Raw genomic sequence first — 22,278 nt, forward strand, 5'->3', positions numbered from 1 at the left:
TGCAGTCTGAATGACAGCGAAGCGGACGCTGTCTAAAACACAACATAGCGCATAACTCCATGATTTATATAGGGCAAATAACTGGCACGCTTCGTGGATTGTTCTCGGCAGAATTCAAACCTGCGTGCAATCAAGGAGTTACCCCATGCTGTCCGGCGAACAAACCGCGATCATCAAGGCCACCGTACCGCTGCTGGAAAGCGGCGGCGAAGCGCTGACCAGCCACTTCTACCGCCTGATGCTCGGCGAGTACCCCGAGGTGCGCCCGCTGTTCAACCAGGCCCACCAGGCCAGCGGCGACCAGCCGCGCGCCCTGGCCAACGGCGTGCTGATGTACGCCAGGCATATCGACCGCCTGCAGGAACTCGGCCCGCTGGTCGGGCAGATCGTCAACAAGCATGTCTCGCTGCAGATCCTCCCCGAGCACTACCCGATCGTCGGTAGCTGCCTGCTGCGGGCGATCCGCGAGGTACTCGGCGCCGAAGTCGCCACCGACGCGGTGATCGACGCCTGGGCCGCCGCCTACGGCCAGCTGGCCGAGCTGCTGATCGGCGCCGAGGAGGAAGTCTATGCCGCCACCGAACGCGCCCCCGGTGGCTGGCGCGGCGGCCGGCTGTTCCGCGTGGCGGGCAAGGTGGCGGAAAGCGAGGAGATCACCTCCTTCCACCTGCAGCCCAGCGACGGCGGCGCCGTGGTCGATTTCGTCCCCGGCCAGTACATCGGCCTGCGCCTGCAGCTGGACGGCGAGGAAGTGCGCCGCAACTACTCGCTGTCGGCGGCGCCGAACGGCCGCGAGTACCGCATCAGCGTCAAGCGCGAGGTCGGCGGGCGGGTCTCCAACCACCTGCATGACCGGGTGCAGGTGGGCGACCAGCTGGAGCTGTTCGCCCCGGCCGGCGACTTCAGCCTGACGCCGTCGCGCAAGCCGCTGCTGCTGATCAGCGCCGGAGTCGGCATCACCCCGCTGTTGGCCATGCTGGAGGACGCGGTGCACAACGGCCGGCCGATTCGCTTCATCCACTGCGCACGGCATGCCGGGGTGCAGGCGTTTGCCGCGCGGGTCGACGAGCTGGCCGCGCAGCATCCGCAGCTGCAGCGCTTCTACTGCTTCGAGGAGCGCCGCGCCGGCGATGGCGGCGATGCCACCGGCCGCCTCGGCCGCGAGCAGCTGCAGGCCTGGCTGCCGGCCGAGCGCGATGTGGATGCCTACTTCCTCGGGCCCAAGCCATTTATGGCTCAGCTCAAGCGCGAGCTGCGTGAACTGGGTGTGCCGGTGCAGCAGACCCGCTACGAGTTCTTCGGCCCGGCGGCGGCGCTGGAGGGCTGAGGCGCGTGCCGGTCGCCGGCGGCCTGGCGGCCGGCGTGCCCGCTACTCGACCACCTCGAAGCGCAGCACGCCGATCTGCTGGCCGGTCTCGGTGACCACCTGCACCTGCCAGTTGCCGAGTACCGCGCTGGGGAAGTTGCGCTTGTGCGTCCAGGCGCGGTAGCCGCCCTGGCGACCGCCGTTGATGTCCAGGGCGATGCGGTCGACCTCCAGGCCTTCATGCCGCCAGACATGGTAGATGCGCTCGTTCAGCCCGCGCGGCGCGCTGATCGCGGTGTAGGCGTAGAGGCCTTCGCTGCGCAGCTGCTGCGCGCCGACCTGCTGCAGGCTGCGCCCGGGGGTGCGCTGTTGCAGCTCGGCACTCACCGCCACGTCGGTCAGCCACAGGGTGGCCGGGGGAATCCACGGCCGCGCCAGCCAGGCGCCGACACCCAGCGCCGCGATCAGGCCGCTCATCGCCAGCCAGCGCCGCCAGTTGTGCAGGCGCAGCTCGCCGGCCAGGCTGGGTACGGCCAGCAGCAGGGCGGTGGCCAGGGCCAGGCGGTAGCTCTGCGCGGTGGTCTGCTGCAGCAGCAGCGGCAGCGCGGTGAGCAGCACGGCGAACAGGGTCAGGGTGTGGTAGCTCAGGTACAGCCAGCGCCGCGCGGCCAGCCACTTGTAGTACAGCGGGTCGGTGATCGCCAGCAGGGCGGCGGCGCCGAGCAGGCTGGTGAACACCAGCTGGCCGCTGTTCCAGGCGGTGGTGACGAAGAAGAACGGCAGGACGAAGAACAGGCTTTCCTGGTGGATCAGCTGGGTCAGGTAGCGCAGCAGCCTGGGCGGGATCTCCAGCCCCAGCCAGCGCGCCGCGCTGCGCGTCAGCAGGCCTTCGAGCAGCAGCCAGGCCCAGCTCAGCAGCATCAGCACGGCGATCACCCGGCCGACCCCTTCCTGGCGGTCGACCAGGATGAAGCTGGCCACCCCGGAGCAGAAGCCGAAGGCGGCGATCAGTCCGGGGTAGCGTTGCAGCAGGGACAGCAGGCGGAGAAAGAGGGGTTTCCAGTGCGGCATGGGAGTGCTGGGTGCGGTATGGCGGGGGCGCGCATCATCGCATGCCGGCGCGGTGGCAGTCAGGCCTCGGCGGGCCCGACGCCCCCGCGAGCGGCGCGCCTCAGCCCGGCTGTTGCCGGCCCCAGAACTGCTCCACCAGCAGCTGCAGGCGCTCGGCCAGGCCGGCCACGTGCTCGGCACTGCTGCGGCTCTGGTCGCTGGCCACCACGGTGCTTTCGTTGGCCTGGCGGATGCCGCACAGGTTGCGCTGGATATCGTCGCCGACCGCGCTCTGCTGCTCCACGGCGGCGGCGATCTGGATGCTCATGTCGCTGATCTGGCCGACCCGCTGGTTGATCCCGCCGAGGGCCTGGGCCGCCTGCAGGGCCTGTTCGACGCTGGCGCTGGCCTGCTGCTGGCTGCGCTGCATGGCCGCCACCGCCTGCCCGGTGCCCTGTTGCAGGATGCCGATGATGGCGTTGATCTCGGCGGTGGACTGCTGGGTGCGCGAGGCCAGGCCGCGCACTTCGTCGGCGACCACGGCGAAGCCGCGGCCGGCCTCGCCGGCCCGCGCCGCCTCGATGGCGGCATTGAGGGCCAGCAGGTTGGTCTGTTCGGCGATGCCCTGGATCACGTCCAGCACCTGGTTGATCTTCTGCCCGTGCAGTTCCAGCTGGTGGATCACCTGGCTGCTCTGCTGCACTTCGCTGGCCAGCGCGGCGATCAGCTGGCGGGTCTGCTCGACCAGTTGCAGGCCGTTGGCGGTCTCCAGGTCCGCCTCGCTGGCGGCGCTGGCGCTGAGCTGGGCATGCCGCGCCACTTCCTGCACGCTGGCCGCCATCTGGCTGATGGCGCTGGCCACCTGGGCGGTTTCGCCCTGCTGCTGCAGGCTGGCCTGGCTGCTGCTGTCCACCGCGGCGGCCAGTTCGCTGGCTTCCTGGCTGAGCTGGCGCGCCGAGTCGGCGATGCGCCCGACCACCGCGCCGGATTCGGCCTGCAGGCTACGCAGGGCGAAGGACAGCTGGCCGAACTCGTCGTTGCGCGCGGTGTACACCCACTGGCTCAGCGGGTTGTCGGCGATGCGCCGGGCCTGGCGGGTCAGTTGCGCCAGCGGGCGCAGGCCGAGCTGCAGCAGGCCGCCGAGCAGCCCGGCCAGGGCCAGGCCGCCGCCCAGGGCCGGCAGCAGGGGCAGCGCGCCGCCCAGGCCGAGCGCCGTGGCCGCGGCCAGTACCGGCGCGGCGACCAGCAGGCCGAGGCGCGCGGCCAGGCCCAGGCGCGGCGGGCGCAACTGGCGTGGCGTACGCCCCTTGATCAGCTCGGCGTAGAGCTGTTCGGCGCGGGCCACCAGCTCCGGCTCGGCGCGGGTGCGCACCGACTGGTATTCCACCACCTGGCCGTTGCGCACCACCGGCGTGGCATAGGCGCTGACCCAGTAGTGGTCGCCGTTCTTGCAGCGGTTCTTCACCAGGCCCATCCAGGCGCGGCCGTCCTTGAGGGTCTGCCAGAGGTGGGCGAAGGCCGCCGGCGGCATGTCCGGGTGGCGCACGATGTTGTGGTTGCGGCCGAGCAGCTCGGCCTCGCTGTAGCCGCTGATGGCGATGAAATCCGGGTTGACGTAGCTGACCGCGCCCTTGAGGTCGGTGGTGGACAGGATGTTGGCGTGGGCGGGCACGTCCACCGCACGCTGGCTGACCGGCAGGTTGATTTTCATTGTTGGAGTTCCGCGGGTACGAGGTGGGGGGTGTTCAGCGGCGGCTGGCCGCACAATCCTTCGAAACGCTCTTCGCCGCTGAGCAGGCGCTGCAGTTCGGCGGCCGGGCGTGGCCGGCTGAACCAGTAGCCCTGGGCCAGCCGGCAGCCCTGCTCGTGCAGGAAGTCCAGGTGTTCGGCACGCTCCACACCCTCGGCCACCACCTCCAGGCCGAGGCTGTGGCCGAGGCCGATGATCGCCCGGCTGATCGCGCCCAGCTCGGCATCCTGCGGCGCGCCGCCGATGAAGCTCTTGTCGACCTTGAGGATGTGCAGGGGGAAGCGCTTGAGGTAGCCGAGCGAGGAGTAGCCGGTGCCGAAGTCGTCCAGGGCCAGGCGCACGCCGAGGCTGGCCAGCTCGCGCAGGGTGATCAGGGTGGCGGTGCTGTCCTGCATCAGCTGGCTCTCGGTGATCTCCAGCACCAGGCTGGCCGGCGGCAGGCCGCTGGCCAGGAGGATGTCGGTGAGCCGGGCGACGAAATCGTCCTGCTGCAGCTGGCGGTTGGACAGGTTCACCGCGCAGCGCAGCTGCGTCTGCCCGGCCAGCTGCCAGGCGCGCACCTGGCGGCAGGCCTGGGCCAGCACCCAGTCGCCGACGCGGAGGATTTCCCCGGACTCCTCCAGCGAGGGGATGAACTCCTGCGGCGGCACCAGGCTGTCGCCCTGGCGCCAGCGCAGCAGGGCCTCGACGCCGATCAGGCGGATCTCGCCCTGTTCGAGCTGGCAGATCGGCTGGTAGTGCAGGACGAATTCGTCGCGGTCGAGGGCCTGGCCCAGCGCGCTTTCCAGCTCCAGCTGGTGCCGCGCCTGGGTCTGCAGCTCGGCGCTGTAGCGGGCGAACTGCGCCTTGCCGGCCTGCTTGGCGCGGTACAGGGCGAGGTCGGCGGCCTGCAGGGCATCCTGCGAGGCGTCGCTGGCCTGCAGGGCGGCGATGCCGATGCTGGCGCTGACCACCAGGGTCTGCTCGGCCAGGTGCAGCGGCAGGTGCAGGCTGTCGAGCATGCGCTGGGCGACCTGCTCGGCATCGCCGGCGCAGGCCATGTCGGTGAGCAGCACGACGAACTCGTCGCCGCCGAAGCGGCACAGGTGGTCGCCGGGGCGCAGGCACTGGCCGAGGCGCCGGCCGACTTCGACCAGCACCTGGTCGCCGCACGAGTGGCCGAGGCTGTCGTTGATCAGCTTGAAGCGGTCGAGGTCGATGAACAGCAGGGCGGCCTGGCGCGCGCCGACCTTGCCCAGCTGCTGCAGGGCCTGCGCCAGCAGTTCGTCGAGGCGCAGGCGGTTGGCCAGGCCGGTCAGCGGGTCGTGGCGGGCGGCATGGCGCAGCTGCTGCTCGACCGCCTTGCGTGCGCTGACATCGCTCTGCGAGCCGGCGATGCGGCGTTGCCCGCTGGCGTCGGTCTCCGCCACGCCGCGCGCCAGCACCCACAGGTAGTCGCCGGCTCTGCGGCGCATGCGGTATTCGTGGTGGAGCAGCGCGCTGGCGCCGCGCAGGTGCGCGTCGATGGCCTGGCGCAGGCCGGGCAGGTCGTCCGGATGGACCCGCGAGAACCAGCTGGCGCTGCCTTCGCCGAGGCTGTCGCGGCTGAGCCCGAGCATGCCGGCCCAGCGCTCGGAAACGTACAGCCGGTCGTGTTCCAGGTGCCAGTCCCAGATGCCGTCGTTGGCCCCGCGCAGGGCCCGGGCGAAACGCGCCTCGCTGTCTTCCAGGGCCTTGCGCTGGGCGGCGCTGTAGGTGTCGATGGCCAGGGTCATGTCGAAGAACACCACCTTGAGCAGGCTGGCCAGCAGCGTGCGCTGGGTGGCGTCGGGGCACAGTTCGGCGAGCATCGAGTCGAGGTACAGGCGGTAGCCGCCCAGGTACCACTTCAGCTCGACCCCGGCGACCTGGTGGATCAGGCCGATGCGCAGGCGGCTGGCCACGTAGTCGCTGTCGTAGGGGCCGCGCCACAGGCGCTGGTAGTAATCCAGCTGGCTGTGCTTGAGGCGGGCCAGGGTGGCCTCGTCGCTGATCAGGCTGGCCGGTCCGGGAAACTCGTCCAGGTGCCGGTACAGGCGCTCGACGAACGCCTGCTGGGCCTTGTCCATGGCCGCTGCGGCGCCGTTCAGCTGCTGTATGTCCAGGCTCTGCCAGTCGAGCAGGCGGCAGCGCTCGTCGACTTCTGCCTGGTCGAGGCCGATGCGGCGCATCAGTTCCTCGAGTGTTGCCACTGCGCCCATGTGTCCCTCCCTGTTGTTGTTTTTCGCGGGCATAAAAAAAGCGCCGGACGGCGCGTTCATCGGGGAACGGGGCGTCTCGGCGCTTCGTCTTGCAGGCCCATGTGTCCTGCCCGGCAAAGCCGGTCTCCGCCCGTGGGCGGAACCTACTGCGGCCTTTTCTACCTTATTCCGGCGCGGCTGACAATTCGCCGAGCAATTGTTCCAGGCGCTGGCGCAGGTCGGCCAGGTCGCGGGACTTGAAGGCGTGCCGGGAGCGCTCGAGCACTTCGATGGCGTCGGCCAGGCTGGCATGCAGGCTGGCGTGGGCCGGCAGCGGCTGGTCCTGCAGCCAGCCGCACAGGGGGGCCTGGCTGCAGTCCTCGGGGCGGGTCAGCACGGCGCAGTCCAGGCCTTCGCCGTGGAGCAGGCGGCGCAGGCGGCAGGCCATCTGCTGGTCGCTGTTGGTGACCAGTATGGTGGGGGTCGTTCGCGGCATGACTACGGGGCAAGCGCTGGATTTTGGACAGGCACTCTAGGTGGCCCTTGGCCAGGCGGTTTTGACTTGGGTCAACGCCCGGCGCGCCGCGGCGCCGCTTCAGGCGTCGTGCAGCAGGTGCAGGTTGCCGCCCTCGCCGGCGGTGCCGTGGCCGAGCTTGATGCGCAGGGTCAGGTCGGTGCGCGAGTCGGCATTGCGGATGGCTTCCTCCACCGAGATGCGCCCGCTCTCGAACAGCTCGAACAGGTGCTGGTCGAAGGTCTGCAGGCCCTGCTCGCGGCCGCGGCCGATGGCCTCGCGCAGGTCGTCGAGCAGGCCGCGCTGGATCAGGTCGCGGATATGCGCAGTGCCGAGCAGCAGTTCCACCGCCGCCACCCGGCGCTGGTCGAGGGCCGGAATCAGGCGTTGGCCGACGATGGCCACCAGGTTCTGCGCCACGTCGGCGAGGATCTGCGCGCGCGCCTCCTCGGGGAAGAAGCGCACGATGCGCTCCAGCGCATGGCTGGTGCTGGTGGCGTGCAGGGTGGCCAGGCACAGGTGGCCGGTTTCCGCGTAGTGCAGGGCGTGCTGCATGGTGTCGAGGTCGCGGATCTCGCCGAGCATGATCACGTCCGGCGCCTCGCGCAGCACGTTGCGCAGGGCATCGGCGAAGCTGTGGGTGTCCAGGCCGACTTCGCGCTGGTCGATCACCGAGCGCTGGTGCTGGTGGAGGAACTCGATCGGGTCCTCGATGCAGATGATGTGCCCGGACTTGTTGCGGTTGCGCAGGTCGAGCATGGCCGCCAGGGTGGTCGACTTGCCCGAGCCGGCGGCGCCGATGATCAGGATCAGGCCGCGGTCGAGCAGCGCCAGCTTGCCCAGCTGGGGCGGCAGGCCGAGGGCTTCCAGGCTGGGGATCTGGCTCTTGATCAGGCGCACCACCATCGCCACTTCGCCGCGCTGGTAGTAGATGTTGATGCGAAAGCGCCCGGAGCTGGCGACGCTGACCGCCAGGTTCATCTCCAGGTCGCGCTCGAACTCGGCGACCTGCCGTTCGTTCATCAGCTGGTAGGCCATCTGCCGCACCTCGCCTGGCTTCAGCGGCGCGACCGGCAACGGCACGGTATGGCCTTCGAACTTGATCTGCGGCGGCGTGCCGACGCTGAAGAACATGTCCGAGCCGCCCTTTTCGTAGAGCGTCTGCAGCAGTGGGTAGACATCCGGCTGTGTGGCTGGCGTGAGCGGATCGGTCATGGTGCCCCCGGTTCGAACAGGAAAGTTGCCTGCAGTAGAGTGTATCCGCTGGCATTCGACCAGGCGGCCGGGTGTCGCGCTTTCGCCGTGCCGGCCCGCGCACCTTGCTGGTAACCTGACGCTCTTTTCAACATGCCCGGCCGCCCATGCTCAACCTCTTCCACGCCCCTGACCTGGAAACCCTCGGCGCCCTGGCCACGAGCCTGCTCGCCCAGCCGCAACGCGACCCCTTCGCCCCGGCGCGGGTGGTGGTGCCGAGCCAGGGCATCGGCCGCTGGCTGACCCTGCAGCTGGCGCGCGAACAGGGCATTGCCATGCAACTGGAGGTGCAGCTGCCCTCGGCCTTCGTCTGGGAGCTGTCGCGGCTGGTGCTGGGTCAGTTGCCCGAGCAGTCCGCCTTCACTCCGTTGACCCTGAGCTGGCGCCTGTACGACTGGCTGTGCGAGCCGAGCAATCTTGAGCGCGCGCCACGCCTGCAACGTTATCTGGAGGGCGGCGACGAGCGCCGCCGGTTGTCCCTGGCCACCCGCATCGCCGACGTGTTCGACCAGTACTTGCTGTACCGAGACGACTGGCTGGCCGCCTGGGAACGTGGCGAACTGTGCGACCTCGGCGCCGACGAAGCCTGGCAGGCCCTGCTCTGGCGCGAGCTGACCGCCGACGGCCACCCGCACCGCGCACGCCTGCTCGACGACCTGCTGCAGCGCCTGTACGACCCCACGCCCATCGCCGGGCTGCCCGAACGCCTGCTGGTATTCGGCATCAGCAGCCTGCCGCCGCACCACCTGCGCGTGCTCGAAGGCCTGGCGCGGCACACGGAAGTCATCATTTTCGCCCTCAACCCGTGCCGCGAGGCCTGGGGCGAGATTCGCGACATCCGCGAGCTGGCCAGGCAGCCGGAGCTGAGCCCGGACGAGTGGTACCTGGATGTCGGTCATCCTTTGTTAGCCAGCTTGGGCAAGCAGGGTCGCGATTTCTTCGACAGCCTGTTCAGCCTGGCCTCGGCCGAAGGTGGCCAGGAAACCGGGCTGTACAGCGAAGACGCCGACCTGATTGATGACAGCCTGCTGCACGCCCTGCAGCACGATATCCTGCGCCTGCGTACCCGCCAGCCCGAGGAGCGCATCGAACTGCGCGCGGACGACCGCTCGCTGGAGCTGCATATCGCCCACTCGCCGCTGCGCGAAGTGGAAATCCTGCATGACCAGCTGCTCGCCCGCTTCGCCGTCGAGCCCAGCCTGACGCCGGATCAGGTGGTGGTGCTGACCCCGGATATCGAGCGCTACGCCCCTTACATCGAGGCGGTGTTCGCGCCGCGCGAAGGCGCGCCGCGCATCCCCTTCAGCCTGGCCGACCGCAGCCTGCGCGCCGAGCTGCCGCTGCTGGAAGCCTTTATCGACCTGCTCGCCCTGCCCGAGAGCCGCTTCGCCGCCGAGGAAATCCTCGCCTGGCTGGAGCAGCCGGCCATCGCCCGCCGCGCCGGCATCGAGCCCGAAGACCTGCCGCTGCTGCGCGACTGGTTGCGCGACGCCGGCGTGCGCTGGGGCCGCGATGCCGGCCACCACGCCGCCCTCGGCCTGCCGGCAGACAACGCCTTCACCTGGGCCCAGGGCCTCGACCGCCTGCTGCTGGGCTTCGCCGCCCCGCCGCAGCTGGCCGGCGAAGACATCCCGCTGCTTGGCGACAGCCTGCCGCTGGACGCCCTGGAAGGCGCGCGCGGCCAGCTGCTCGGCCGCCTGTGCGCCTTCGTCGGCAAGCTCGCCGGCCTCGCCGAAAGCCTGCAGCGCGCCCGCCCGCTGGGCGACTGGGCGCTGGATCTGCAGGCGCTGATCGACAGCCTGTTCGACGAACGCGAAGCCGGCGATACCCTGCTGCTGCTCAGCCAGGCCTGCGCCGCCCTGGCCCGCCAGGCCGCGGATGCCGGCATCGCCCGGCCGCTGGAGCTGGCCCTGGTGCGCCAGCAGCTCGGCACCGCGCTGGAAGCCGGCGGCGGCGCCTCGGGCTTTCTCACCGGCGCGGTGACCTTCTGCACCATGGTGCCGATGCGCAGCCTGCCGTTCCGCCTGGTCTGCCTGCTCGGCCTGGACGACGGCGCCCTGCCGCGGCGTACTCCGGCGGCCGGCTTCGACCTGATCAGCCACCAGCCGCGCCGTGGCGACCGCGCGCGGCGCCTGGACGACCGCTACCTGCTGCTGGAAACCCTGCTCTCGGCGCGTGACGGCTTGTACCTCAGCTACGTCGGCCGCGACCCACGCGACAACGCCGTGCTGCCGCCCTCGGTGTTGGTCAGCGAACTGCTCGAAGCCGTCGACATCACCGCGACCCTCAGGGATGAGGGGAGTGCAGCAAGCGGTCGGGAACCGCTGCTGCCCGTTGGCGGCAAAGCCAGCGCCGCGATCACCGTCGCCCACCCGCTGCAACCGTTTGCCCCCGGCAACTTCCAGCCTGCGGGCCAGCAGCTGGGCTTCGCCAGTGCCTGGTTCCGCGCCGCCCAGCGCCTGGCCGAGGCGCCGCTGTTGACCCCGCCACCCTTCATCACCCAGCTGCCGGAACCGGGCGAGGACTGGCTGTGCATCGAGCCGGCGCAGCTGTTGCTGTGTTTCCGTAATCCGGCGCGCTTCCTCCTCGAACAGCGCCTGGGCCTGCGCCTGGCCGATGCCGAGGAGGCCATCGCCGCCGACGAGCCCTTCGCCCTCGAAGGCCCGGCCCGCCGCGGCCTGCGTCACCTGGCCCTGCAGGCGGTGGAGCGCGACTGGAGCGAGCAGCAGGAACGCCGCATCGCCCGCGCCGCCGGCTGGCTGCCCACCGGCGAGCTGGGCCACGCCCTGTGGGGCAAGCTGCGCGGCCCGGTGCGCGCCTTCGCCCCACGGCTGTTCGAGGCACGGCCAGAAGAAGCGCCGCAACCTTTGCTGGTGGATATCACCCTGGCCGGCGTGCGCCTGCATGGCTGGCTGGACGGGGTGACCTCCAGTGGTCTGTTCGACTGGCGCCTGAATGCGCCGAGCGCCTGGGACCTGCCCGGCTTCTGGCTGCGCCACCTGCTGCTGAATGTCGCCGTCACCGACGGCATCGCCCGCGACAGTCTGCTGGTCAGCCCCGACGGCGACTGGCAGCTCGGCGCCCTGGCCAACCCGCGCGAGCTGCTGGAGCCCTGGCTGGCCGCCTACCGCGAGGCGCTCAGCGCGCCGCTGCCGTTCCTGCCGCGCAGCAGCTACGAATTCGCCAAGGCGCTGGTCACCCCCAGCGCGCGCAGCAAGAGGGAACCCCTCGACGCGGCGCGGGCCAATGCGCAAAGCGCCTGGCTCGGCGCCGACTTCAGCCCGATCCCCGGCGAAGCCCTCGACCCCTGGAACGCCCTGGCCTTCCGCGAGCGCGAACCGCTGGGCGAACGCTTTGAGCAACTGGCCGAACAACTGCTGGGCCCGGCGCTGCTGGCCCTGGCCGCCGACGAGGACGACGCATGAGCCTTGACCTGCAGACCTCCTCCTTCAGTGGTCGCTCGCTGATCGAGGCCAGCGCCGGTACCGGCAAGACCTGGACCCTGACCGCGCTGTACGCGCGCCTGCTGCTGGAGCAGCAACTCAGCGTCAGCCAGATCCTAGTGGTCACCTACACCACCGCCGCCACCGCCGAGCTGCGCGAGCGCATCCGCGCGCGTTTGGCCGAGCTGCTGGCGCTCTACGAAGGCACGCCGAGTAACGACCCGTTCCTCAGCGAACTGCACAGCCGCCACCCCGGCGAGGACGCGCGCCGGCGTCTGTTGCTGGCCGTGCACGGCTTCGACGAGGCGGCCATCTTCACCATCCACGGCTTCTGCCAGCGCGCCTTGCAGGACGCCGCGTTCGAGGCCGGCGGCGACTTCGACAGCGAGCTGACCCAGGACGACCGCGAGGTGCTCGACGCCCTGCTCGCCGACGCCTGGCGCCATGTGCTGGCGGCGGCCGACCCGGCCTGGGCGCGCTTCCTGGCCAAGCAGAAGATCACCCCGAGCAGCCTGCGCCAGGCCCTGCGCAGCCACCTGGGCAAACCCTACCTGCGTATCGAGCCGCGCGAGGCGTTGAGTGGCGACGAGCTGAATGCCGCCAGCCATGCCTGGGAACGTGCCGAACAGCTGTGGCGCGAACAGGGCACGGCCTTTGTCGCGATGCTGCGCGAGCATGGCGGGCTGAGCCAGAGCACCCACAAGGCCGGCAAGTTCGCCCTGTGGGCCGCCGGCCTGGACGCCTATTTCGCCGACCCTGCCGCCTTGTTCGAGCAGCCCGATGGCCTGGCCAAGTTCGGTGCCGCGGCGCTGCACAAGGCCACCAAGAAAGGTTTCGATACGCCCCAGGGCGCCCTGGCCGAGGCCTTCGATGTATTGAGCGAAGCGCTTGGAGCCGCCGTGCCGGCCGGTCGCCAGCGCCTGATCGCCCTGCAGGTCGAGCTGCTCGACCAGCTCAATGCCGAATTGCCGGCGCGCAAGGCGGCGCAGCGCCTGCTGGCCTTCGATGACCTGCTTAATCGCTTGAATGAGGCCTTGAGCGGCCCGGCCGGTGCCGACCTGGCCACGACCCTGCGCACGCAATACCCGCTGGCGCTGATCGACGAATTTCAGGACACCGATCCGGTGCAGTACCAGATCTTCGAGCGCATCTACCGTGAGGGCGGTGACCTGTGCTTCGTCGGCGACCCCAAGCAGGCGATCTATGCCTTCCGTGGCGCCGACCTGGCCACCTATCTCAAAGCCCGCGATGCCGCCGCGCGGCGCTACGACCTGCCGTTCAACTACCGCTCCACGCCGGCGTTGATCGACGCGCTGAACCGCCTGTTCGAGCGCCCGCAGCCGTTCGCCGAACACGGCCTGGACTACCCGCCGGTCAGCGCCGGGAAAAAGTCGCGGGCGGATCTGGTGCTGCCGGACGAAGACAACGCCGCGCCGCTGGCCCTGGTCTGGCTGGGCGACGACGGCCTGAACAAGGGCCGCGCCGGCGAGATCGCCGCCCTCGACACCGCTCAGCGCATCGCCGGCTTGCTGGCCGCCAGTGGCGAGGGCCGAGCCTATTTCGACGATAAAGGCGTGCGCAGCCCGCTGCGCGGCGGCGATATCGCCGTGCTGGTCGCCAGCCACCGCGAGGCGGCCAGCATCGCCGCGGAACTGGCCGTGCGTGGCGTGCCCAGCGTGCGCCGGGGCCGCGACAGCGTGTGGCACAGCGAGGAGGCCGCCGAGCTGGCCGCGGTGCTGGCCGCCTATGCCGAGCCGGGCCGCGAGGGTGTGCTGCGCTATGCCCTGGCCAGCCGCCTGCTCGGCCGCGACGCCGCGCAACTGGCGCGCTGCCAGGACGACGAGCGCGCCTGGGACAAGGAGCGCGCCGACGCCGAGCAGTACCATCAGCTGTGGCAGCAGCACGGCTTTATGCGCGTATTCAGGGCCTGGCTGGATCAGGAACAGGTGGCCGAACGCCTGCTGGCCGGCATCGACGGCGAGCGCCGCCTGACCAACCTGCTGCACCTGGCCGAACTGCTGCAGACCGAGAGCCTGCAGCGCCCCGGCCTGGAGGCCCTGCTCGCCTGGTTCAACGGCCAGCGCACCAGCGAGGGCGCCGGCGACGACGCCCTGCTGCGCCTGGAAAGCGATGCCGAGCGGGTGCAGATCGTCACCATCCACACGTCCAAGGGCCTGGAATACCCGCTGGTGTTCTGCCCCTTCCTGTGGGACGGCCGCCTGCTCGGCCAGCACACCGACAGCGCCCGTTGCCATGATAAAGATGGCCAGCCGCTGCTCGATCTGGGCAGCGCGCGCCTCGACGAACGCCTGCAGACGGCCCGGCGCGAGGTGTTCGCCGAGAAGCTGCGCCTGACCTACGTGGCCCTGACCCGCGCCGAGCATCGCCTGTGGCTGCACTGGGGGCCGGTCGCCGTGCCCAAGCCGAAGAAGGACGGCGGTCTGCCCGACGAAGGCCTGCACAGCAGCGCCCTGGCCTGGCTGCTGCACGGTCGCGAGCTGGGCGGTGAAGATGCCCTGACCGAACTGGCCGGCCACCTCAACGACAAGTCCGCCAGCGCCCTGGCTAGCGAGCTGGATCAGCTGGCCGAGGGCAGCACAGGGATGATCGCCCGCGTGCCGCTGTGGAACCGCGAGGCCAACGCCGCCGGCGAGCAGCGCGCCGCGCCACCGGCCCAGTTGCAGCAGTTCCAGCGCAGCCTGCACAGCGCCTGGCGCATTGGCAGCTTCTCCGGCCTGGCCGCCGGCATGCATATGGAGGCACCGGATCGCGATGGCCTGGTGATGCCCGACGCCAGCGAGCCGGGCAGCGGCTTCTTCGCCTTCCCCCGTGGCGCCCGCGCCGGTACCTGCCTGCACGCCATCCTCGAAGACTGGGCGCGCGGCAAGGCGCCCCTGGCCGAACTGGTCGAACCGGCGCTGAGCGCCCACGGCATCAATGCCGAGCTGTGGACGAGCATCGCCAGCGCCCATCTGCAGCAGGTGCTGGACAGCGACCTGGACGGCAGTGGCCTGACCCTGGCCAGCCTGCAGGCGGCGCGGCGTCTGCCCGAACTGGGCTTCACCTTCCCGGTGGCCGATCTGGATGTGCAGCGCCTGCGCGCGATTCTGGTCGACCCGGCCATGGGCCTGGCCGAGCCGCTGCGCCAGGCCGCCGAACGCCTGGAGTTCGACGGACTCAAGGGCTTTCTCAAGGGTTTCATCGACCTGACCTTCGAGCATGACGGGCGCTGGTACATCCTCGACTACAAGTCCAACTGGCTCGGCCCGGACGCCAGCCACTACGGCGGCGAGCGCCTGCTGCAGGCCCTGGCCGGCGAGCACTACTACCTGCAGTACCTGATCTACCTGGTAGCGCTGCGGCGTTTCCTGCGCCAGCGCCTGGCCGACTTCAGCAATGATCAGCTCGGCGGCGCCTACTACCTGTTCCTGCGCGGCATGCCCCAGGCCGGGGTGTACTTCGCCCGGCCCAGCGATGCGCTGCTGGATGCGCTGGATCGTCTGTTTGCCGGAGCAAGCCAATGAGTCTCGCCGATCTGCCTCTCGGCCCGTTGGAGCGGGCCCTGGTCGATAGCCTGCGCCGTCTCGATGCCACTGCGCCCGATAGCGTGCTGGCAGCCGCCGCCCTGTGCTGCGAGGCGCTGGGCCAGGGCGATGTGTGCCTGCCGCTGGCGCGCCTGGCCGGGCGGCGACCCTGGCCGGAATTCGCCTTCGTCCTGCCGCCGCTGAGCGAATGGCGCACGCAGCTGGAAGCCTCAACCCTGGTCGGGGCGCCGGGCCAGTTTGCGCCACTGATCCTCGACGGTTCGCGCCTCTATCTGGCCCGCTACCAGGCCTACGAAAGCCAGCTAGCCAGCCAGCTGCTGGCCCGCGCCGGCGATCTGCCAGAGGTCGACGAGGCGGTGCTGACGGAGAGCCTGGCGCGCCTGTTTGCCTTCAATCAACAACAACCGGACTGGCAGCGCCTGGCCGCCGCCCAGGCGGTGCGCCGGCGCCTGGCGGTGATCTCCGGCGGCCCCGGCACCGGCAAGACCACCACCGTGGTGCGCCTGCTTGCGGCGCTGCTCGAACAACCGGGTGGCGCCCAGCTGGCCATCGGCCTGGCCGCGCCCACCGGCAAGGCGGCTGCACGTATGGCCGAGGCGATCCGCAATGCCAAAGCCGCTCTGCCGGTTAGCGACTCGATCAAGGCCTCCCTGCCGGAAGAGGCGCGCACCCTGCACCGCCTGCTCGGCAGCCGTGGCGACACACCCAAGGTGCGCCACGACGCGGCGCGGCCGCTGGCGCTGGACGTGCTGGTGGTCGACGAAGCCTCGATGGTCGACCTGGCACTGATGGCCAAGCTGGTCGATGCCCTGCCGCCCCATGCGCGGCTGATCCTGCTCGGCGACAAGGACCAGCTCGCCGCCGTGGAAGCCGGCGCGGTGTTCGCCGAGTTGTGCGAGGGCCGCGGCTTCGACGCCCAGGCGGTGGCCGAGCTGCAGCGCCTCACCGGGCAAACCGTGCCGGTCGAGCCGCCGCGCTCCAGGCTGGGCGACGCCGTGGTGCTGCTGACCCACAGCCACCGCTTCGCCGGCGACAGCGGCATCGGTGAGCTGGCGCGACGAATCAATGGCGGCGACGCGCCCGGCACGCTGAACCTGCTCAGGGAACAGCGCGCCGACCTGCACTGGCAGGCGCAGCCGACCCCGGCCGCCCTGCTGGAACGCCTGGACCAGGGTTATCGGCCCTACCTGCAGGCGGCCCGCGCGGGTGATCCGGCCCAGGCCTTCGCCGCCTTCAATGCCTTCCGCGCGCTCACCGCCCAGCGCGAAGGGCCCTGGGGCGTCAGCGGCCTCAACGAGGCGCTGGAGGCGCGGATCAAGCGCCGTTACAGCCTGGCCGAACGCGAACGCTGGTATCCAGGACGGGCGGTGATGGTGCGGCAGAACGACTATGCGCTGGGCCTGTTCAACGGCGATATCGGCCTGTGCCTGCACGGTGAGCACGGCCTGCGCGTCTTTTTTGAAAGCGGGGGCTCAGGCGAAGACGGCTATCGCGCCTTCGCCCCGGCGCGCCTGCCCAGCCACGACAGCGCCTTCGCCATGACCGTGCACAAGAGCCAGGGCTCGGAGTTCAGCGAAGTGCTGCTGGCCCTGCCCGAACTGCCCAGCCCGCTGCTGACCCGCGCGCTGTTCTACACCGGCATCACCCGTGCCAAGCACCAGGTGGAAATCTGGGGCCTGCCGGCGCGCCTGGCCGAGGCGGTGAATACCAAGGCCGAGCGCGCGGCGGGGCTGGCCGAACGCTTGGGCGTCGTGGCTGCTGCCGTCGAGGCCGGGGCGTTGCCGGCGCCGAAGGAAGGGGGACAGGGGCAGTTCCTCTTGTTCTGAAGAGAAACTGCCGAGATTGCCCGGTTTTCCCGGTCTTGTGCCGAGCTGGAGCTGGGGCGGTGAAACCTTCCCCCCGCCTTCAGCCGGCCATCGCGTTGCAGATGGCGCTTCGGCCGGCTGCCATCAGCGAACTTCGACCAGTTGCCGACCATCCCAGGAGAACTTCTGCAGGCTCTCGACCGTCGGGCAGCACATGGCGTCATCCGGGCCGAGGGTCAGGGAGGAGACCCCGATGGTTTGCGCAGCGAGCAACTTGACGTCCGTGGCACTGCCGTTTACCACGGTGCTTGCCTGCAGGGCATAGCCACCGTCCTGCGCATGGAGAACCGCCAGGGTCTGGAAGGAGCCGTTGCCGCCGCCCTGTCCTTCGATGCTGTACAGCACCAGAGCATCCTGCTCGCCGTCGCCATTGAGATCCAGGTTCCGCACCACGCGGGCCTCCCTGTACTCGGCGCCGCCGTCACGTGCGGTTGCCTGCTGGATATGGGCGTCAATCGCCGCCTGGAGGGCGGCCACGGGTTCGGCCTGCACGGGCTCGGAAGCCTGTTGTTCCGCTGTGCCGGCAATGGCCGGGCTGCTGGCCTCGGTGGAGGCCATTGCCTGGGCAAAGGCCTGCTGGGCCTTCTGCGCCTTTGACGGCAGGAAGGACTCCAGTTTGGCAATCGCTTCGGCGGCGTGTTCGTCTTCATCGGCAAACAGCACCGACAGGTAGGTGGTCATCTCTTCGGGGCCGACGTTGTAGCTGTCCTCGCCGTTGGAAACGCTGAAGTGGGTCATGGGGCCGATGGCGGCGTAATGCTTGAGGAATTTCTTGTCCAGGGTGGCGAAGACCAGGGACAGGGTGTTGCCATTCTCGGTCTCGGCCTTGATCTCGACCAGTTTCAGGCCTTTCAGCATGAGTACCTGCCGGGCCTCTTCGCTGTCGACGAAGTCGATCTCGTAATCATCGATCAGCGGGTTGTCGTCCAGGGCGTCGCCCAGCTGCTTGCCGGTATCGATGCCCAGACGCGCCATGCTCGCGGCTTCCCGTTCGTAGTCGCGATTGATGATGCCGACGGTTGGCAACAGATCCACGAGCGTCGCCTCATCCAGCGCATCCAGCGCATCGTTGGCCACCAGGTAGACCGGGGTGTAGATGCTCATCGAGATCAGGGTCAGGATGAACCACCACTTAACAATCTTCATTCAGCGCACTCCAGCTTCAATATTTTGCGACTACGCGAAGCCAACGGAGTAGCTGTTTGCCGTTGGCTGGCCTGGGTGAATCAACCTGAGGGGTAAACGGCTGCGCGGGCGCAGGCCGTTTACTGCACTTCGCCCTTTTCATTTGCAACTGGCGGTCTGCGAGACCTCCTCGGTCGCCTCGCGCAGCATGCTGGCCACCTGCTCGGCGTTGTCCGCCGCATAGACACGGCCGCCGGTGTTGTCGGCGATGCAGTCGGAGCCGTCGCTGTCGCTGATGTTCACCACGTTGACGCGCAGGCGCGGCTGCTCGCGGGCGATGCGTTTCGACACGCTGCAGACGTCCTTCTCGCAGCCGTCCGCGCCATCGATGAACATCACGATCACCGCATCGCGCTCGCGGCCGTCGACCAGGCTGGAGGCTTCTTCCAGGCTGGAGGCCAGTGGCGTGCCGCCGCGAGCGCGCAGGGCACTGATGCCGCCGACTAGCGCCGGCCGCTGGGCCTGGCCGAAGATGCCGTGGTCGACCTGCGCGTCGCAACCGGCAAAGGTGATCAGGCGCATGTCGATGTCGCCATGCAGGTTGCCGACCATGCTGGCGAACGACTGCTTGGCGACATCCAGCCGGGTCAGTCCGCTGGTCAGGCGCTGACGGCGCGGATTGTCCTCGGGCAGGTCCTGGCCGATTTCCATGAACCATTCTTCGTCAGCCTTGGAAATATCCATGTTGACGTTCATCGAGCCCGAGGTGTCCAGCACCACGGCGAACTCCGGTGGCAAGGCCTGGGGATCCTTCTGGCAGGCGTAGGAAACGATCTCCGGACGCTGGAACAGGCCGAACCAATAGGCGCGCGATGTCCACAGCCACCACAGCAGGCCGAGGAGCAGGGCCAGCAGCAGGGGGCCGAGCAGCCAGGGCCACAGATTCAGCCGGCGTGGCGGCGCAGGTACTGGTGCTGCTGTTGGTGCTGGTGTTGGCGTGGCCGCAACGCGCGGGGCCAGACCCCAGCGCACCACCAGGGGGGCGCCATTGAGGCTGTAGAGGTTGTTCAGGTCGGGACTGCCGACCAGGCTGCGCAGTGCCAGGGCCTCGTTACCCTGGCCGCGGGCCTGCAGGGCGTCGGCGAGGTGGGTGACGGACTCCTGGCGCTGCCGGTACTTGTCGAGCAGGGCCTGCTGTTCGGCGGGCTTCAGTTCGTGATAGCGCAGCGGCTGCCCGGTCAGCTCGCTCCACCACTCCAGTACGCCACCACTGCCCTGCCGCGGAATGGCATACAGGTTGGCGACACTGGGCGGGAAGTGCTGGCGTATCAGGGCGACCTTGCCCTCGAGCGCCGCCAGGCCGTCCTGGCTGGCTTCAGGATCGCGTATGACCCGTTGCATGAACTGAATTCCTGAAAAGGGGCGCAGGCACCAGCAAGGTGCCTGCTAGGGGTTACTCGTAGCCGAGGCTGAGTTGCAGGCGGCTGACCTTTTGCTGCAGCGCCTTGAGTTCCTCTTGCCGGGCTGCCACTGCCGCCGGGTCGCTGCTGGCTGGTGCGCTGCGCGAGGCCTGCAGTTGCTGCTCCAGGCTGGCTATCTGCTGTTGCACCGAGCCCTTGTTGGCGTGGCGATTCTTCAGCTGACCCAGCAGCTGACCGAGCGACTGATCCAGTTCCGCCTGCTTGCGCTGCTGAACCTGCAGGCTTTCGCGCGTGGCGCTCTGCTGGGCGGCAATCTGCTCATAGACCTGGCGGAACTGCTCGTTCTCGGCGCGTGCGTCGGCCAGCTCCTGCTCCTGGCGGCGGACCTGCTCGGCATAACCGCCCGAGTAGTCGCAGCTGGCCTTGGTCAGCAGGCTGGCATCGGCGTTGGCCGAGTTGCAGCTGCCCGGCTGGGTCGCACAGCCACCCAGGGCGAGCAGAGCGAGCAGGGCGAGGGGAGGACGTGCCTTCATGATCTGCACCTCAACCCAGGGTGATTGCCGAACGCTGGCTGTACAGACCGTCGACTTCGCTCTGCAGCGCGGCGACTTTCTGGTTCATCTTGCTGATTTCCTGGTCGAGCGTGGCGACTTCGTCGCCGGCGCCCTGGGTACGCTCCTGATCGGCGACCTTCTGGTATTCGCTGACCTTGGCCTTCATGTTGGTCAGGTCCTTGCGCATCAGCCCGATGTTCTCGTCGATGGAGGCGATTTCCTGCTGGGCCTTGGCCTTGTCGATGGTCTTGCCGTCCATGTCGCGCTTGATCTGCGCCAGGCGCTCCTGGTCGTCACGAATCACCTGTTGCAGGGTTTCGGTACGGGCGGCGACCTTCTGGGTGTCCTGCTGCACTTCCTGGCTCATCACCTGCAGGCGCTCGGTGGTATTGGCGTATTCCGAGCGACGCTGGTCCAGGTAGTAGTTGGCGCCCATGGCCACACCGCAGGCGGCGATGCCGGCGACGATGGCGCACTGCGCCTTGTTGCCGGTGTTGGACAGTGCGCAGCCGAGGATGCCGACACCGGCCGCTACGGCGCAGGCCTGGTAGCCGGATTTGCTGAAGAACTTGGCGTCATTGCCCTGGGTCAGGCGGGGGTCGGCAGCGGGTACGGACGCATCGGTCTGGGAGCTGCCGGTGCTGGCGCAGCCGGAGAGCAGAATGCTGGCGCTCATGACAAAGCTCAGCAGGGCTTTGGAATGGGACCACTGGCTCGGTTTCATGGTGTTGCTCCTTGCGTAGGTTGGGTGCTTCTTATCGGGATACGGTCTTGCAGCTGTCCAGCCAGGCCTGGGTGTCGATCTTCTGCTTCTGCAGGAAAGCCTGCTGGTTGGCCCAGTGGGTGCGCAGGTAGGGGGTCAGCTCCTGCAACTGCTTGTTGCGGCTGACGATCTCTTCCATCACCGGCACCTGTTTTTCCAGCAGCGGCTGGCCATACAGGCTGGCGGATTCCACCAGGCTGCTGGCGTAATAGCGGCTGAGCTTGTGCAGGCGCGCCTGCTGCTCGTCGAGCTTGCCCTTGCGCATCGGGCAGCTGGGGTCCTGCTCACTGTCTGCGGCGCAGTTGAGGTCATAGTTCTTCTGCAGGAAGTCCAGGTACTGACCGTCGTCGAGCATCTTGGTGCAGAGGAAGGCGCCGAGGTTGAGGCTGGCGCGGATGGCCTGGTCGCGGGCCTCTTCCTGTTGCTGGTTGCTGGCGCGCAGCTGGTTTTCCAGGGATTTCAGCTTGTCCTTGAGGGTCTGGTCTTCGACGCCCGAGGCGAGGGCTTCGAGTTCCTGCACGGTGCCTTTCTGTTCGCCTTCGGCGGAGGCCTGGGTGCCGAGTTTCTTCCAGCTGCTCTCGATGCTGGCGACCCGCTCGCGGCTGGTCAGGGTCGGCGAGACCAGGGCCAGGCGCAGGCCGGTGGTCTTGCTCTTCGAGGCGGCCTTGTCTTCGTAGTAGCCGCGCTCCTTGCGCAGAGCGGTGCGCAGCTCGCCCTGAGCGGTGCGGTAATCTCCACCGCGCACCACGTAGCCGCCGGCCTGGCCGTGCTGGCGGTCGAGCTTGTTCAGGCGGAAGGGCTCGAACATCATCTCGTCGACGTTGCCGAGCATGTCGTGCAGGCCCAGTGGGTTAGGCTTGAGCAGGCCGGCCAGCTGCAGCTGGCCATTGGCGGACTGCGCGCCGGCGAACCACTCGTGGGCATTCAGGCCTTCGGCCATCGGGTAGCGGCTGTCGCGGAATTCGGCGGTACCGACTTCCAGCCCGCCGCGTGCGGCGAACTCCCACTCCACCTCGGTGGGCAGGCGCACGAAGCCGGCCACGCCGTCTTCCTTGGGCAACTGGTCGGCCGCGTTCTGGCGTAGCCACAGGTTGTATTTTTCAGATGCCTGCAGGGCGTCCAGCCAACTCAGCGACACCACCGGCAGGCGCTGCTTGTTGGAGGGCGTCGGGCACTTTTCGTCCATCAGGGAGCGGTACTGCAGCTGGCTCATCTCGTACTTGGCCAGCAGGTAGTAGCGCGACTTCTCGGAGTCTTCGGCGCTGAAGCTGCCGGCGATGAAGGCCGGGCGGCTCTGCTCCACGTAGCCCCACTCGGCGCTGTCCTGGCCGATGTTGATCGGGTAGTCGTCGAGCGGCCCGGCCAGCGGGATGAAGACCTTGCGAAAGACCATCGCGCCGTCGCAGGGCATCGGCAGCAGCACGTCGTCCGCGGCGGGCATCGGGTTGTAGTGTTTTTCTTCCCAGCCGGCCGCATGGGCCTGCAGCAGG

Annotated in this window: 13 protein-coding genes and 2 pseudogenes; 4 read left to right on the top strand and 11 right to left on the bottom strand. The window is 69.1% G+C overall.

Features of this window, described 5'->3' with window-relative positions; translation table 11 throughout:
• The first annotated feature begins 145 nt into the window (after positions 1-145).
• The gene (gene hmpA, locus F3I16_RS02570; protein WP_160492193.1) at positions 146-1,327 is read left to right on the top strand and encodes an NO-inducible flavohemoprotein; all 1,182 of its coding nucleotides are present in this window, start codon (positions 146-148) and stop codon (positions 1,325-1,327) included.
• A 42-nt stretch (positions 1,328-1,369) separates the two neighbouring features.
• Here hmpA and F3I16_RS02575 read toward each other — a convergent pair whose 3' ends face one another.
• The 6 genes and pseudogenes from F3I16_RS02575 to F3I16_RS02595 all read right to left on the bottom strand — a co-directional run bounded on the left by F3I16_RS02575 (position 1,370) and on the right by F3I16_RS02595 (position 8,033).
• Positions 1,370-2,377 carry a DUF5924 family protein gene (locus tag F3I16_RS02575; RefSeq protein ID WP_160492194.1) on the bottom strand — a complete coding sequence of 336 codons (1,008 nt, stop codon included), beginning with the start codon at positions 2,375-2,377 and terminating at the stop codon, positions 1,370-1,372.
• A gap of 100 nt (positions 2,378-2,477) precedes the next feature.
• Positions 2,478-3,011, bottom strand: a pseudogene (locus F3I16_RS21305) (methyl-accepting chemotaxis protein); the annotation flags it as partial.
• 351 nt (positions 3,012-3,362) lie between these two features.
• Positions 3,363-4,067, bottom strand: a pseudogene (locus F3I16_RS21310) (PAS domain-containing protein); the annotation flags it as partial.
• Positions 4,064-6,325, bottom strand: coding sequence for a bifunctional diguanylate cyclase/phosphodiesterase (locus F3I16_RS02585; RefSeq protein ID WP_160492196.1), 2,262 nt, complete (start codon positions 6,323-6,325; stop codon positions 4,064-4,066). The pseudogene F3I16_RS21310 and the gene F3I16_RS02585, both read right to left, overlap by 4 nt.
• A 163-nt stretch (positions 6,326-6,488) precedes the next feature.
• Positions 6,489-6,800 carry a hypothetical protein gene (locus tag F3I16_RS02590; RefSeq protein WP_160492197.1) on the bottom strand — a complete coding sequence of 104 codons (312 nt, stop codon included), beginning with the start codon at positions 6,798-6,800 and terminating at the stop codon, positions 6,489-6,491.
• Positions 6,801-6,899: 99 nt separating this feature from the next.
• Positions 6,900-8,033 carry a PilT/PilU family type 4a pilus ATPase gene (locus tag F3I16_RS02595; RefSeq protein WP_160492198.1) on the bottom strand — a complete coding sequence of 378 codons (1,134 nt, stop codon included), beginning with the start codon at positions 8,031-8,033 and terminating at the stop codon, positions 6,900-6,902.
• A 146-nt stretch (positions 8,034-8,179) separates the two neighbouring features.
• Here F3I16_RS02595 and recC point away from each other — a divergent pair, with 146 nt between their 5' ends.
• The 3 genes from recC to recD are packed head-to-tail and all read left to right on the top strand — an operon-like array spanning position 8,180 to position 16,886.
• Entirely contained in the window at positions 8,180-11,497 is a 3,318-nt protein-coding gene (gene recC, locus F3I16_RS02600) for an exodeoxyribonuclease V subunit gamma (protein ID WP_160492199.1), read from the top strand.
• Complete coding sequence (gene recB / locus F3I16_RS02605; RefSeq protein WP_160492200.1) at positions 11,494-15,039, top strand: exodeoxyribonuclease V subunit beta; 3,546 nt, start codon at positions 11,494-11,496, stop codon at positions 15,037-15,039. Before recC ends, recB begins: the two co-directional genes overlap by 4 nt.
• Complete coding sequence (recD, locus tag F3I16_RS02610) at positions 15,036-16,886, top strand: exodeoxyribonuclease V subunit alpha (RefSeq protein WP_160492201.1); 1,851 nt, start codon at positions 15,036-15,038, stop codon at positions 16,884-16,886. The genes recB and recD overlap by 4 nt, the downstream gene beginning before the upstream one ends.
• A gap of 123 nt (positions 16,887-17,009) precedes the next feature.
• Here the strand turns inward: recD and F3I16_RS02615 are convergent, their stop codons facing one another.
• The 5 genes from F3I16_RS02615 to F3I16_RS02635 form a co-directional block, all read right to left on the bottom strand.
• Positions 17,010-18,071 (bottom strand): hypothetical protein, encoded by a 1,062-nt coding sequence (locus F3I16_RS02615; RefSeq protein ID WP_160492202.1) that lies wholly within the window; start codon positions 18,069-18,071, stop codon positions 17,010-17,012.
• 138 nt (positions 18,072-18,209) lie between these two features.
• Complete coding sequence (locus tag F3I16_RS02620; RefSeq protein WP_160492203.1) at positions 18,210-19,451, bottom strand: VWA domain-containing protein; 1,242 nt, start codon at positions 19,449-19,451, stop codon at positions 18,210-18,212.
• 52 nt (positions 19,452-19,503) lie between these two features.
• The gene (locus tag F3I16_RS02625; RefSeq protein ID WP_160492204.1) at positions 19,504-20,004 is read right to left on the bottom strand and encodes a hypothetical protein; all 501 of its coding nucleotides are present in this window, start codon (positions 20,002-20,004) and stop codon (positions 19,504-19,506) included.
• 10 nt (positions 20,005-20,014) lie between these two features.
• Positions 20,015-20,749, bottom strand: a complete 735-nt coding sequence (locus F3I16_RS02630; protein WP_160492205.1) for a hypothetical protein — start codon at positions 20,747-20,749, stop codon at positions 20,015-20,017.
• A gap of 31 nt (positions 20,750-20,780) precedes the next feature.
• Positions 20,781-22,229 (bottom strand): SUMF1/EgtB/PvdO family nonheme iron enzyme, encoded by a 1,449-nt coding sequence (locus tag F3I16_RS02635; protein ID WP_256670091.1) that lies wholly within the window; start codon positions 22,227-22,229, stop codon positions 20,781-20,783.
• Positions 22,230-22,278: the final 49 nt, after the last annotated feature.

Source organism: Pseudomonas sp. L-22-4S-12 (genome assembly GCF_009799935.1).
Lineage (GTDB): Bacteria > Pseudomonadota > Gammaproteobacteria > Pseudomonadales > Pseudomonadaceae > Aquipseudomonas.